Origin of the sequence: Streptomyces sp. NPDC004126, from assembly GCF_050275515.1 — a bacterium.
GTDB lineage: Bacteria > Actinomycetota > Actinomycetes > Streptomycetales > Streptomycetaceae > Streptomyces.
In genome coordinates this window covers 24,791-37,665 of record NZ_JBNNPF010000010.1, presented here as the reverse complement: position 1 = coordinate 37,665, position 12,875 = coordinate 24,791, and the positions used below count along the sequence as shown (strand labels likewise).

The window sequence follows — 12,875 nt, the reverse complement described above, 5'->3', positions numbered from 1 at the left end:
GGTTCCACCCCGGTTTGCACCGGTCCCCGGCGCCCGCTCGTGGTCCGCGGTCCCCGGTCGTACGGTGGTGAGGGGGACCGGCGCGGGCACACGCGGCCGTCGAGCCGAACGGGTGCCCCGAATCCGGTGGCTATGACCGCATGCCGAGAGCAGGTGTATCCCCTTGCGCACGTCAACCCGTATTCCGGCCCGTATCGCAGGTGTCCTCACGGGACTGGCCCTCGCGATCGGGGGCGCGGCCTTCGCCGCCCCCGCCGCGCACGCGGACGTCAGGGCCTGCATCAACCAGGTCGAGCGCGAACTGCGCGGCGGCGAGGCCCCCGAGTACGTCCGCGCGGCGTGCTCCGCCGGCCTCGGCGGCGACCACGACCGGTGCGTGTCCGGCCTGACCCAGGGCGGTGTCACCAACGGGACCGCGGTCAGCGCCTGCCGGGTCGCCCCGTAGCGGCCTCGCGAGCCCGGGCTCACAGGCGCTGTCGCACCGGCGCCGGGTTCCGCGGGCCCGTGGTGCCCGTCAGCCCGCCTCGGCGAAGCCGTAGGGCGGCAGCGGGCCGGTCGCCTGCACCCGCAGGTGCCGGTGCTGCTCGTGCAGGGCCCGGACCGCCGCGAGGAAATCCTCGCGGCGGTCGCGGTCGACGAGAGCCCCGCCCGCTCAGCAGCCGACGGCGGGGTGCGGGCCCGCGGGGAGGCCGGGCGCGGGTGCGGGGGCGGGCGCCGCGGCTACGCTGGAAGAGCGGCCGGCCAGGTGAGCGGCCTTCCGGCCGCCGGGCCCGGTCGCGGGCGTCTCCTCCCCCTCAGCAGACGCACGCGCCGGGCTTCGGGGTGCGGGTGCGTTCCGGGGCGGGCGGGGCGTCAGCGGGGTGGTTCGCAGCGGGCGGGAAGGGTCACGGTGCCGGGGCGGTGCTCGAAGGTGTCCATGACCAGCCACTCGTCGAGTTCGGGGTCGCAGAGGTTCTGGACGCCGAACTGCAGGACCTGCCAGTGGGACACCATCCCCGGAACTCAGGATTCCGAAACCGGTGGGGCGTCCGGTCGCGGCGCGGCGCGGCCGTCCGTGGTTCCGCAGGCCCCGACCGCCACGTCGAGGAGCAGGGCGTCGGCTCCGTGCCGGGCGACCAGTTGGAGTCCGACCGGTTCGCCCGCGGGCGTGCTTCCGGCGGGCAGGGTGATCGCCGGATGGCCGGACATGTTGAACGCCCAGGTGAGGGCCACGCTCATGCGGGTTCCGGGGCCGTCGTGGCCGTGCGGGGGGTGGGGGGTGGTGGGAGTGGCGATGAGGTCGAACTCGTCGAAGACCGCTCGCAGGTGCTCGGCGTTCGCCGCGGCCAGGCGTTCGGCGTCCGGGCCGGCGGCGCCGGCGCGCAGGGCGGTCCACGCGGGGGCGGGGTCGTGGAGCGCGACCGGGTGGTCGACGACGCCGGACAGGCCGGTGCGGGAGAGCCGGTGGAGGGCGCGCCGGGCCGTGTCGGCTACGTCCGGGTCGGTCGCGGCGAACCCCAGCGTGGGGGTCCAGGCCACCCTCGGTGTGCGGGGAAGCGGGGGTGTGGCCGGGGTGCCCGCGACGGCGCGGAGGTAGGCGGCGGCGTCCTGCGGGGTGCGGGTCAGCACGCCGGGGGTGTTCAGCCCGGCGCGGTCCCGGGAGGGCAGGAGGCCGTTGGTCGGCTTGAGGCCGGTGACGCCGCACCAGGCGGCGGGGATGCGGACCGATCCGGCGCCGTCGGAGCCGGTGGCGAGCGGTACGAGACCGGCGGCGACCGCGGCGGCGGAACCGGCTGACGAGCCGCCCGGCGACCAGGCGGGACCGAGGGGGTTGAGGGTGGGTCCGCGGTCGGTGGAGCCGTAGGTCTGCCAGCGGGTGCCGGCGCGCGGGACGGAGGTCGCCCCGATCGGGATGCACCCGGCGGCGGCCAGCCGCCGGTTCTGGAAGGAGTCCGGGCCCTCGCCCGCCTTGACCCCGATCGGTACGCCGGCGAGCGGGAGGCGGGCCCCGCGGGCCACCGCCGCGTCGACCTCGGCCGCCGAGGCGCGGGCGGCGTCCGCCCAGAGGGCGGTGAAGGCGCGCAGGGCGGCGTCGCGTTCGCCGGTCACCGCCAGGGCGGTGTCGACGACGTCGCGGGCGGTCACCCGGCCCTGGTTGACCAGGTCGGCGATCTCCACGGCGGACAGGGAAGCGTACAGGCGTTCTTCGAGCATGCGGTTCCCTCTGTGGGCGGGCCGTGCCGGGTGTGCGGGCCCGGCGTCAGTACGAATGGTCGACCGTGACGTCGGCCGCCAGGCGCAGTGCGGCGTGCGCCGGTTCCCCGCGCAGCTCCAGCAGGGTGAGGGTGAGGGCGTCGATCACGGTGAGGTGGGCCAGGCGGCTGGCGACGGTTTCCAGGCCGAACACCAGGTCCTGGCCGCCCGCGACCAGCGTGCGGTCGGCGGTCTCGCCGAGCGGCGAACGGGCGTAGCTGGTGAGGACGAGGACCCGTGCCCCGGCCTGCCGTGCGCGCCGGGCGGCGTCCACCGTGCTGCGCGTGGCGCCCGTGTGGCTGACGGCCAGGCAGACTCCGGCGGAGGTCAGCTGCGAGGCGGCCAGTTGCGCGGTGAGCGGGTCGGCGGGCGCGTCGACCGCGCAGCCCAGTGCGCGCAGCCGGTAGGCGGTGTCCAGGGCGACCGCGCCGGACAGTCCCGCGCCGACGACGAGGATCCGGGGAGCCGCGTCGATCAGTTCGGCCGCCGCCCTCAGGTCCGCCGGGGTCACCGTCGCCGCGACTGCGTCCAGGGCCTCCCGGCCTGCGCGGATGGTGTCGGCCAGGGCCCGGGCCGCGGGGTCGCGGTCCCGGGAGGGCTCCGGGGCGGGTGCCTGCCGGGCGGCGGCGATCTTCAACTCCTGGTACCCGCGGAAGCCCAGCCGCTGGCAGGCCCGTACGACGGAGGACGGGGCGGTACCGGCGAGCGCCGCGACGTCGCTGACGCTGAGCCGCACCAGGTCGGCGCCCTTGTCGAGGACGACCTGCGCCACCCGTGCCTCGGTGTCGCGCAGCTCGGACAGGTGGGCCCGGATGTGGGCGGCGAGCCCGCCCGCGGGTGTGGAAGAGGATTCCATGGGTTTACGCTAGCAGGGAATTCCATTCCACCACCTGTCGTGGGGAGCGCCCCGTGCCCGCAATCCTGCCGTCCGTGACGGGCGCCGCCGCCGTGCCCGCCGTCGTCCTCGCCTCGGCGGTGCTGCACGCCGTCTGGAACGGCCTGACCCACGGCCTACGGGACAAGCTCGCCGGCTTCACCCTGATCAGCCTCGCCTCCGCCGGCTGCGGAGCGGTCCTCGTCTGCCTCGCGCCACTGCCCGCGCCGGCCGCCTGGCCGTACATAGCCGCCTCCGCCGCGCTGCAGGTCACGTACCAGCTCCTGCTGCTGCGCGCCTATCAGCTCGGGGACTTCGGCCAGATGTACCCCACCGCGCGCGGCACCTCGCCCGTGGTGGTGGCCGTGGTGTCCACGGTCCTCCTCGGCCACTCCCTGGCCGCCGGGCAGGCCCTCGGCATCGCGGTGATCGCCTGCGGACTGGCCGGCCTGGCCCTCGCCGACGGGCTCCCCGGCCGCGGGCAGCTGCCGGCGCTGGCCGCCGCGGTCGGCACCGGGGTGATGATCGCCTCGTACACCCTCGTCGACGGCAGCGGCGTCCGGGTCTCCGGCAGCGTCTTCGGCTACATCGCCTGGCTGTTCCTCTGCCAGGGGCTGGTCCTGCCGCTGATCGCCGGGGCCCGCCGGGGCCGCGCGCTGTTCACCGCGCTGCGCCCGCTGTGGGGCCGGGGCCTGGCGGGCGGCCTGCTCTCGCTCCTGGCGTACGGGCTCGTCGTGTGGGCGCAGTCCCGGGGCGACCTCTCCACCATCGCCGCGCTCCGGGAGACCAGCATCGTCTTCGGGGCCCTGATCGGCGCGGTCGTCTTCCGCGAACGCCTCGGTCACCGGCGGATCGCCGCCAGCGCCACCGTCCTGGTGGGGATCGCGGTGCTCCAGCTGACGGCGGGCTCCTGAGCGGGCCCGACGCAGGGTGCGGGGGGCGCCGGGTGCCGGGGCGCCGGGTGCCGGGGCGCCGGCCTCAGTGGAGGCAGAGGCAGAAGGGGTGGCCGGCCGGGTCCGCGTAGACGCGCCAGTTGGCGTCCGGACGGAGCTGGTCCGTCCGCTCCAGCACGGTCGCCCCGAGGGCCAGTGCCCGCTCCTCCTCGCCTTCGAGGTCGTCCACGTCGAAGTCCAGGTGGAGCTGCTGCGGACGCTCCTGGCCGGGCCACTGGGGCGGCCGGTAGCCGTCCACGCGCTGGCAGGCCAGCGGGGTCCCCTCGAAGCCGTGCACCTCGACCCAGCCCGGGTCGTCGGGATCCGTGACGACGCGGCCGCCGAGCAGGGCGGCGTAGAACTCCGCCAGCCGTACCGGATCGGCGCAGTCCAGTGCGACCGCCTGCAGCTTCCGGATCACTTCCGACACCTTCTCAGCTCTGCCGCTCGCGCGGCGCTTCCGTACCGGAGGGTTCGTACCCGCCGCGGGAGCGGGCATGCCCGTCGGTCCGCGGGTCCTCGTCCGCCGGTGCCGCCGAGGGGCGCGGGCGGTAGCGGGAGACGGCCACTCCCGCCAGGCAGAGCAGGCCGCCGAGGAGGCTGAGCCAGGCCGGCACCTCGCCGAGGAGGATCCAGCTCAGCAGGACGACGATGGCCGGCACCGCGTAGGTCGTCGCGCCGAGCTTCCCGGCCGGCATCCGCGCGAGGGCGAACGTCCAGGTGGTGAAGGCGAGGGCGGTCGGGACCACGCCCAGGTAGACCATGTTCAGGGTCGCGGAGAGCGGGGCCCTCGGGACCTCGGCCACCAGCTGTCCGGCGAACGGCAGGCAGGCCACGGTTCCGGTGAGGCAGCTGTACGCGGTGACCTGCAGCGGCGTCCCGTACGAGAGGGCGGGCTTCTGCGCGACGACACCCGTCGCGTACGCCACCGCCGCGAGCAGGCACAGCACCACCCCGAGCACCGAGGTCTTGCCGTCGCCGCCGGACGACATCGACAGGCCGACGACCACGGCCCCGGTGAAGGAGACCGCCATGCCGGTCACCAGCCGCGGCGGCAGCGCCTCGCCGAGCAGGCGCGCGGCGAGGAGCGCCATCAGGATCGGCCCGGTGTTCACGAGGAGGGACGCGGTGCCCGCGTCGACGAGGCGCTCGCCCCAGTTCAGCGCGACCGTGTAGCCGGCGAACCAGACCAGGCCGGACAGCAGGATGCCGCGCCGGGCACCGCGCGGGGGCAGGCCCTCGCGGCGCAGGAGGAGGAGCGCCACGAGCACCAGCGAGGCGGCGAGGAGCCTGCCGAGGGCGAGTGCCCCCGGCGAGTAGGCGGCTCCGGCGCTGCGGATGGAGACGAAGGCGGACGCCCAGGCGAACACCGTGAAGCAGACGGCGCCGAGGGTGAGGAGGTGGGGTGCGAGGACGCGCGAGCGGACAGGCGGCTGGGTCTTCATGTCTGCTGACCTTACACCCAACACTTCGGTGGACGCCGAAGTGTTTTTACGACGCCTTCCCGGCGTCGCGTCTAGCTCCATGCAGCAGGGGCGAGGCCCAGGAGTCCGCCGAAGGCCTCCTCCCCCGCCGGCGTCACCAGCAGGCCCCGGCCGCCGCCCTCGGGCCGGACCACCCAGCCCTCGCCCAGGGCCCGCGCGCACAGCCTGGCCCCGGCCAGGCCGCCGAGGTGGCGGCGGCGTTCGGTCCAGTCCAGGCAGGAGCTCGCCAGCGGCCTGCGCCCCGCGCCCGCCACGTCGACACCCGCCTCGCGGCACCAGTCCAGGCCGGCCTCGGTCAGCGCGAAGACCGCGTCGGTGCGCAGCAGGCCACGGTGTTCCATCGCGTCCGTGACCGCCATGCCGAGCCGGCCCGCGAAGTGGTCGTAGCAGGTGCGGGCCCGGGCCAGCGGGTCGGGCGCGGCGACCACCGGAACGGTGTGCGCCGCGTCCCGGCCCGGGACGGCGTAGGAGGCCAGCGCGTCCACCAGGCGGGCCGTGGCGGCGTCGGCGATGCGCACGTAGCTGTGCCGCCCCTGCCGCTCCGTCACGCAGATCCCCGCGTCGAGGAGCCGGTTCAGGTGCCCGCTGACGGTGGAGGGGGCGACCCCGGTGGTCCGGGCCAGCTCGCCCGCGGTCCAGGCCCGCCCCTCCAGCAGCGTCATGCAGATGGCCGCCCGGGTCTCGTCGGCCAGGGCGCCGGCGAGGGCGGCCAGCCGTGCGGCGGGAGCCGGGGAGTCCGCCGGAGCGGGGGCGGGTGCTTCGTCGTGATTCATGGTTCCAGGGTGCCCCATCACTTCGGCCGATGACGAATGATTGGTGCCCGAAGTCCGGCGGCTCTGACGCGGACAGTGGGGTCAGGCCGGCCGGTGGGGGCCGGCTCCGGCCCCTGGACGGTATCCGCCATTCCGGGGCGCTCCGGTGGACAGACCGGAGAGCCGGGGCATACCTGGCCCGGGAGCGGGCCAGTACACGGGGGACCGGATCATCCGCAGCGGAAACCCGCTCAGGTGCAGGGAGAACCCGATGACCACGTCGACGATGGCGCGCATCGCCGTGACGGTGGGTATGACGACCGTGTTCACCGCGGCCTCGACCCTCGGTGCCGCCGCCCGGACCCCGGAGCCCAAGGCCCCCAGGGAGTTCGTGTCGCTGAGCTCCGTCGATCCCACGATCATCCAGGAGATGCGCTACGTGTCGGCCCACAACTTCATCGGCGAGCGGATCGACGGCTACCGGCAGCCGGTCTGCATCCTGACCCGGCCGGCGGCCGAGGCCCTGCACCGGGCCCAGAGGCGCCTCGTGCACCAGGGGTACTCGCTCAAGGTGTACGACTGCTACCGGCCGCAGCGGGCCGTCGACCACTTCGTACGGTGGGCCAAGGACCTGTCCGACGAGCGGCGGAAGGCCGAGTTCTATCCGCGGGTCGACAAGTCGCGCCTGTTCGAGGACGGCTACATCGCCGAGAAGTCCGGGCACAGCCGGGGCAGCACCATGGACCTCACGATCGTCCCCCTGCCGGCGGTCCCCGCACCCCCTCCGGCACCGGGGCAGGAATCCGTACCGTGCTACGCGCCGCAAGCGCAGCGGTACCCGGACAACTCCGTGGACATGGGCACCGGCTTCGACTGCTTCGACACGCTGTCGCACACCGACGACCCCCGCGTCCAGGGGGAGCAGCGCGCACACCGCCAGGTCCTGAAGACGGCGCTGACGGCGGAGGGCTTCGTCAACCTGCCCGAGGAGTGGTGGCACTTCACGCACAAGCCCGAGCTGTTCCCCGACACCTACTTCGACTTCCCCGTCGCGCGCCGGTCGGTGTCCGGGCACCGCCCCTGAGGGACGGTGCCCGCGTCAGCCGCACGGGCGGGATCGCCCCTTCGTGTGGCACCTGCGCGTCACCGTGGTAACGGTCTGTCACTTTCCGTAACGTCGACCGGGGCTCGGGTTTCGCCCCCTCGGACTCGACGACCAAGGAACGGCCATGCCCAAAGGACTGTCCATCCACATCGGCATCAACGAGATCGACGAGACCCGTTACGGGACCAAGGGCGAGCTGAAGAACCCCGAGAACGACGCCCTGACCATGCGGGACCTCGCCAAGGCCAACGGGTTCGACACCCTCGCGACCCTGCTCACCGAGGACGCCACCAGCGAGAAGGTCACCGCCGCCCTGAAGACGGCCGCCGCCCGGCTCAGCGGCGGCGACCTCCTGCTGCTCACCTACGCCGGCCACGGATCCCAGGTCCCCGACAAGAACGGCGACGAACCCGACCGCCGCGACGAGACGTGGGTGCTCTACGACCGGCAGTTCATCGACGACGAGCTGTACGCCCTCTTCGCCGCCTTCGCCGAGGACGTACGCATCCTCCTGCTCTCCGACAGCTGCCACAGCGGTACCGTCTCGCGCGACGTCTCGCACTTCCTCGACGACGCGGAGCTGGTGCGCGCCTTCGACACCAGTGAGCCGTCCGAGGTGCGGGCCCGCATCCGCGCCCTCCCGCAGGACGCCCAGTTCCGCAACTACCAGCGTGACCAGGAGCTGTACGACGAGATCCAGCGTTCCGTGCCCGCCCTGGACCTGCAGGACATCCGGGCCGATGTCCTGCTGATCTCCGGCTGCCAGGACAACCAGACCTCCAGCGACGGAGTGGGGCCCAACGGCCTGTTCACCGAAGTCCTGCTCAAGACGTGGAAGAACGGGGCGTTCCGGGGGAGCTACTCGACGCTCCACCGCCAGGTGGTCGAGAGCATGCCCTTCTACCAGACGCCCAACATGCTGCAGACGGGCAAGCGCAGCCAGGAGTTCGCCGCCCAGACGCCGTTCTCCGTCTGACCCTCGACCGATCCCCTAACCACCCAGTGGTAGTCATGTCTTGACCGACCCGTGCGCCCGAGAGGGGCGCACGGGTCTCGACAAGGGGGACCCATCATGACGATGACGCACCGTCGGGGCAGGCCAGTGCTCTCGGCGCTCTCCGCAGGGATCGCGGCCACCGCGCTGCTCCTGGGGCTCGCCGGACCGGCCGGCGCCGCTCCGCCTCCGGACACGGGGAAGGGCGGCCCGGCGGCCAAGGCGGTCAAGCCCGTCCGCGAGGTGCCGCCGATCCAGAACTTCGGCACCATCGACGGCTTCGGGCAGAAAACCGAGCACGAACGGATCACCCGCGCGGCCCTCGCCTGCGCACCCGGCGCCGTCCCCGGCGCGGCCGGTGCGTGCTTCCAGCCCACCTCGATCCGCCAGTTGGCGGGGGCGGACGGAACGATGGGGGCCATCGGGGCGCCGGACGCGGACCAGGTGCTCACCGAGGCCGCGCACTGCGACGGCGCCGACTACCTGAACACGCCCGGCTACCCGCGGACCAGGGCGCAGGCCACCTCGGTACTGCTGTCCTGCATCGCGCACCTCAAGGGCGAGTTCGACCGGGGGGTGGAGAAGGCGGACGTGCTCGTGAACGCCGCCGGCGCCGTCAGCGTCTCGGACACCGACCTCTCCTCGGACTGCACCTTCGTGCTGGGCGTCGCCGGCCGCGGCAAGTGCAACGCCATCGAGGGCTTCGGGCGGGCGCTGCACGGCACCGAGGACTTCTACTCGCACAGCAACTGGGCGGACCAGGCGGACAGCAGGTCCGCCATCGGCGTCACCAACCCGCCGGGCCTGGCCCGTACCGGTCCTGCGCCCTTCCTCCGGCTGGCCGCCGCTGCGCCCTCGGCCTCCGACATCCCCGGAGACCTCGCGACGGGCTGCTTCAGCCTCAACCCGTGGGGCTGCGGCAAGCGGATCACGCACGGCGTCCTGAACAAGGACAACGGGACCATCGACCCCGCCACGGGGAGGGCCACGTCCCCCACGACCGCCAGGGGGCAGGTCGCCGGCAACTTCAACGCCGCCGTCCAGACGGCCATCGCGGACACCCGTGCCCAGTGGGACGGCTTCCGCGGCTCGCTCATCGCCCGCTACGGGACCGTGCGCGGACAGCGCATGGCGTGCGCGATGACGCATGACGATCCGGCCCGCGACTGCCGCTGACGATCACGTCGCGGAAGGGGCGCGGGTCCCCTTCCGCGACGGCCGGCGCGGGCCGGTCCTGCCTCAGCCCCGGGACCGGGCCGCGGCCACGGCTTCCCTGACCGTCCGGGCCACGCGGGCCGCGTCCTCGGGGTTGTTCACCACGTCCGTCCGGCTCATGTCGACGACGAGCACCTCGCTGGCGGAGTAGTGCTTGTACACCCAGTCGTCGTAGCCGGACCAGAGCGTCCGGTAGTACTCGACAAGGCTGTCGTCCTGCTCGAAGTCGCGGCCCCGCAGCCCGATCCGGTGGAGCACCGTCTCGAAGTCCGCCTTGAGGTAGACCATGAGGTCGGGTGCCTTGCGGTAGGGCAGGCCGTCGATCTCGCGCATCATCTCGTCGAGCAGTCCCTCGTACACCTGCATCTCGAGGGTGCTGATCCGGCCGAGGTCGTGGTTGACCTTGGCGAAGTACCAGTCCTCGTAGATGGACCGGTCGAGGACGTTGTCGCCCTCCTTGTAGGCCGCCTTGATGGCGGCGAACCGCGTCTGCAGGAAGTAGAGCTGGAGGAGGAAGGGGTAGCGCTTCGCCTGGATCTCCTCCGGGCTCGCCGTGTAGAAGAGCGGCAGGATCGGGTTGTCCTCGACGCTCTCGTAGAAGACCTCGCTGCCCAGCTCCTTGGCGATCAGTTCGGCCACACTCGTCTTGCCGATTCCGATCATGCCTCCGACGCAGATCACCGACATACCTCACTTCTCCCTGGGGGTCTTCTGTTCGCGGGTGGGAGGAGCGGCCGGCACCCCATACCCCTGAGACGCACGCAGGCGGTCACCCGATGCCCCCACGACCTTCATGATTCAGCGCCACAGGGCTGTGTGCCCGGGCCGAGAACACGACGCGGGCCGTCCACTCGGCCGGTCGAACCGACCGCCTTGTGGTTGCCGCGCACAACGAGCCACCGCCCCGCGGCCGCCTTGAAGCATAAATGACGTTTCAGGCCGCGCCGGACAGTGCGGCGCCCCTGCCGTCCGACCGCCCCTATGCCCCACACGAGCGTCCGGTTAGGCTTGCCTTGCCTGACGCGCGAGCGTGCAGGTGGCGACCCATGGAACGGAACGGGCAGAGGCAGGGTGCAGGTGGGAATCGGGGACCGGGTACGTGCGCTGTGTGCGCCTGTCGGCGCGGTGCGCCCTGGCGCCGGCCCCGCGCCCGGCTGGGGGCGTCGTGGATAAGATCCTGGTCACGGCCGGGGCCCTGTACGCCATCGTCCTGCTGCGTGCCGGGGGGACGTTCGCCGTCGGGTGGCTCGCCGGCGCCGGTGCCCGACGCAGCAGGTTCGCCGACCGGATCTCCTCGGCGAAGTTCCGGCGCGCCGAACGCGCGATCCAGCGGTGGGGCGCGCCCGTGGTGGCCGCCTCCTTCCTGACCGTCGGCTTCCAGACCGCCGCCAACTTCCTCGCGGGCAGCATGCGCATGCCGCTGCCGCGCTACCTCGTCGCCCTGTTCGTGGGCGGAGCGGCCTGGGCGCTGATCTACGCGACCGCGGGGCTCGGCGTCCTCGAAGTGCTGGGACGGCTCTTCGCCGAGCGGACGGCCCTCGGGGTCGGCGCCGTCGCCCTCCTCGTCGCCGCGGCGTGCGGGGTGCTGGTGTACCGCCGGAGGCGGGCGGCCCCGTCCCCCGGCGGTACCGCGGCCGAGGAGTCCTGAGCGCGGCCTGCGAAGGCACCGACGGCGGACACGCCGGCCCGTAGGACGCTCACCCGGCCGTCCCGTCGCCCGCGCGGCCGGCCGGGCCGAACCAGCGGGTGAGCGTTTCGGCGAGACCCGCGCCACCGGCCCAGCAGACGTATCCGTCCGGGCGGACGAGTACGGCCCCGGCGTCGGGCGAGCCGGATATCGCCCGGGCCCGCACCTGCGTGATCCTGTCGCTCCAGGGGGCCGCTGCGGTGAGCGGGGCATCGCTGAGGTTGAGGAGGACGCCCCGTCCGGTCCGCGTCAGATCGCTGAACCGGACCCGCTCGCCGTCGGCGAGCTCCAGGTCGGCGTCGGGCATCCGCAGGCCCAGCAGCGGATGGGGAGCGGCGTCGGGGGACGGGAGGCAGAGGTCGAGCCCGGCCATCACGCCGGCCATGTACCGGTTGGCGTCGGGCAGGCGGAGCAGGTCGGTGAGGACGTCGCGCAGCTCGGGCAGCCCGCCGTCCTGCTGCGGCCCCATGACCACTCCCTGGGCCCGGGTGAGGGCGAGCACCCGTGCGGCGACGGGGTGCCGCTCGGCCTGGTAGGTGTCCAGCAGCTCGTCGCCCACCTCGCCGCGCAGGACGGCGGCGAGCTTCCAGCCGAGGTTGAAGGCGTCCTGGACGCCCAGGTTGAGCCCCTGGCCTCCGGCCGGGGAGTGGATGTGGGCGGAGTCCCCGGCGAAGAAGACGCGACCGTGGCGGTAGTGCTCCAGCTGCCGGCTGGCGTTGCTGAAGCGGGAGGCGTAGCGGATCTCGGCGACGTCGAGCTTCCCGCCGTGGGTGGCGTGCAGGACCTCGCGGACCTCCTCCGGTGTGACGGGGGCGTCGCGCTCGGCCGACATCGTCCGCGGGCCGCTGAAGATGATCTTGTGCAGGCCGTTCGCCAGGGGCGTGATCATGGCGAAGTGGCCCTGGGGCGAGGTGCGGATCCGTGAGCTGATGTGCCCGGCGGTGCTGTCGTCGACGTCGCCGGTGAGCACCAGGTCGGCGGTGGCCATGCGGACGGTGGCCGGCTCGCCGGGGAACGCGGCTCCGACGATCTTGCGCACGCTGCTGTGCGCGCCGTCGCACGCGACGAGGTAGCGGCCCCGCAGGGTCCGGTCGCCGTCCGGTGCGGTCACGGTGACCGTGACGCCGTCGGCGTCCTGCCGGAGGCCGGTCAGCCGGGCCTCCCTCAGCACCTGGCCGCCGAGCTCGGCGAGGCGGTCTTCGAGCACCGCCTCCAGCTGGTCCTGCGGGAGCAGGACGGGGTGCGGATAGCGAGTGTCCCACGCCGCGTAGTCCAGCGGGACGGGCAGGCCCGCGAAGTGGCCGCCGACGAGCCGGTAGTCGATCGACCGGCCGAGGGTGTCGTCCAGCAGGCCGCGCAGGGCGAGCATCTCGGCGGTCCTGGGCTGGATCGCCCCGGCCCGGGACTGGAGGTTGCGGCCGGGCAGCCGGTCCAGCACGACGGCCGGTACGCCGGCGAGGGCGAGTTCGGTGGCGAGCGTGAGCCCGGCGCCGCCGGCCCCTACGACGATGACACCGGTGACCTGCGTGTTCATGGAGCCTCCTCGGAAGATTCCTTCACTTGGTCGATAACTATACCAGGTGCAAGTTTCCCCTCGGTA

At 73.6% G+C, this 12,875-nt stretch carries 14 protein-coding genes and 1 pseudogene; 6 read left to right on the top strand and 9 right to left on the bottom strand.

The features are described from left to right. Window positions 1–163: 163 nt before the first annotated feature. Window positions 164–445, top strand: a complete 282-nt coding sequence (locus ACQKM2_RS12075; protein WP_427708735.1) for a hypothetical protein — start codon at window positions 164–166, stop codon at window positions 443–445. 69 nt (window positions 446–514) lie between these two features. Here ACQKM2_RS12075 and ACQKM2_RS12070 read toward each other — a convergent pair. From ACQKM2_RS12070 to ACQKM2_RS12055, 4 genes and pseudogenes are all read right to left on the bottom strand, one after another. Next, a pseudogene (locus ACQKM2_RS12070) lies at window positions 515–628 on the bottom strand (GvpL/GvpF family gas vesicle protein); the annotation flags it as partial. A gap of 224 nt (window positions 629–852) precedes the next feature. Then, window positions 853–993: a hypothetical protein gene (locus tag ACQKM2_RS12065; protein WP_427708733.1), complete on the bottom strand. Its 141-nt coding sequence runs from the start codon at window positions 991–993 to the stop codon at window positions 853–855. A gap of 9 nt (window positions 994–1,002) precedes the next feature. Beyond that, entirely contained in the window at window positions 1,003–2,193 is a 1,191-nt protein-coding gene (locus ACQKM2_RS12060) for an amidase (RefSeq protein ID WP_427708732.1), read from the bottom strand. Between the two features lie 46 nt (window positions 2,194–2,239). Further along, on the bottom strand, window positions 2,240–3,088 hold the full coding sequence (locus ACQKM2_RS12055) for a MurR/RpiR family transcriptional regulator (RefSeq protein WP_427708730.1): 849 nt from the start codon (window positions 3,086–3,088) through the stop codon (window positions 2,240–2,242). A 53-nt stretch (window positions 3,089–3,141) separates the two neighbouring features. On the opposite strand from ACQKM2_RS12055, the gene ACQKM2_RS12050 reads away from it, so the two are divergent. Next, on the top strand, window positions 3,142–4,020 hold the full coding sequence (locus ACQKM2_RS12050; RefSeq protein ID WP_427708728.1) for an EamA family transporter: 879 nt from the start codon (window positions 3,142–3,144) through the stop codon (window positions 4,018–4,020). A gap of 64 nt (window positions 4,021–4,084) precedes the next feature. Here ACQKM2_RS12050 and ACQKM2_RS12045 read toward each other — a convergent pair whose 3' ends face one another. From ACQKM2_RS12045 to ACQKM2_RS12035, 3 genes are all read right to left on the bottom strand, one after another. Continuing rightward, entirely contained in the window at window positions 4,085–4,459 is a 375-nt protein-coding gene (locus ACQKM2_RS12045; RefSeq protein WP_427708726.1) for a VOC family protein, read from the bottom strand. Between the two features lie 13 nt (window positions 4,460–4,472). Further along, window positions 4,473–5,483: a DMT family transporter gene (locus ACQKM2_RS12040; RefSeq protein WP_427708724.1), complete on the bottom strand. Its 1,011-nt coding sequence runs from the start codon at window positions 5,481–5,483 to the stop codon at window positions 4,473–4,475. A 71-nt stretch (window positions 5,484–5,554) separates the two neighbouring features. Further along, window positions 5,555–6,295, bottom strand: a complete 741-nt coding sequence (locus tag ACQKM2_RS12035; protein ID WP_427708723.1) for an ArsR/SmtB family transcription factor — start codon at window positions 6,293–6,295, stop codon at window positions 5,555–5,557. Between the two features lie 292 nt (window positions 6,296–6,587). On the opposite strand from ACQKM2_RS12035, the gene ACQKM2_RS12030 reads away from it, so the two are divergent. The 3 genes from ACQKM2_RS12030 (at window position 6,588) to ACQKM2_RS12020 (ending at window position 9,549) form a co-directional block, all read left to right on the top strand. Next, window positions 6,588–7,358: a M15 family metallopeptidase gene (locus tag ACQKM2_RS12030; RefSeq protein WP_427708996.1), complete on the top strand. Its 771-nt coding sequence runs from the start codon at window positions 6,588–6,590 to the stop codon at window positions 7,356–7,358. A gap of 145 nt (window positions 7,359–7,503) precedes the next feature. Then, on the top strand, window positions 7,504–8,355 hold the full coding sequence (locus tag ACQKM2_RS12025; RefSeq protein ID WP_427708721.1) for a caspase family protein: 852 nt from the start codon (window positions 7,504–7,506) through the stop codon (window positions 8,353–8,355). Window positions 8,356–8,451: 96 nt separating this feature from the next. Further along, complete coding sequence (locus ACQKM2_RS12020; RefSeq protein WP_427708719.1) at window positions 8,452–9,549, top strand: CinY protein; 1,098 nt, start codon at window positions 8,452–8,454, stop codon at window positions 9,547–9,549. 63 nt (window positions 9,550–9,612) lie between these two features. On the opposite strand, the gene ACQKM2_RS12015 is transcribed toward ACQKM2_RS12020, so the two are convergent. Further along, on the bottom strand, window positions 9,613–10,275 hold the full coding sequence (locus ACQKM2_RS12015) for a deoxynucleoside kinase (protein ID WP_427708717.1): 663 nt from the start codon (window positions 10,273–10,275) through the stop codon (window positions 9,613–9,615). Window positions 10,276–10,753: 478 nt separating this feature from the next. Here ACQKM2_RS12015 and ACQKM2_RS12010 point away from each other — a divergent pair, with 478 nt between their 5' ends. After that, window positions 10,754–11,236 (top strand): DedA family protein, encoded by a 483-nt coding sequence (locus tag ACQKM2_RS12010; RefSeq protein WP_427708715.1) that lies wholly within the window; start codon window positions 10,754–10,756, stop codon window positions 11,234–11,236. Window positions 11,237–11,285: 49 nt separating this feature from the next. On the opposite strand, the gene ACQKM2_RS12005 is transcribed toward ACQKM2_RS12010, so the two are convergent. Continuing rightward, complete coding sequence (locus tag ACQKM2_RS12005; RefSeq protein WP_427708713.1) at window positions 11,286–12,809, bottom strand: FAD-dependent monooxygenase; 1,524 nt, start codon at window positions 12,807–12,809, stop codon at window positions 11,286–11,288. Between the last annotated feature and the right edge of the window lie 66 nt (window positions 12,810–12,875).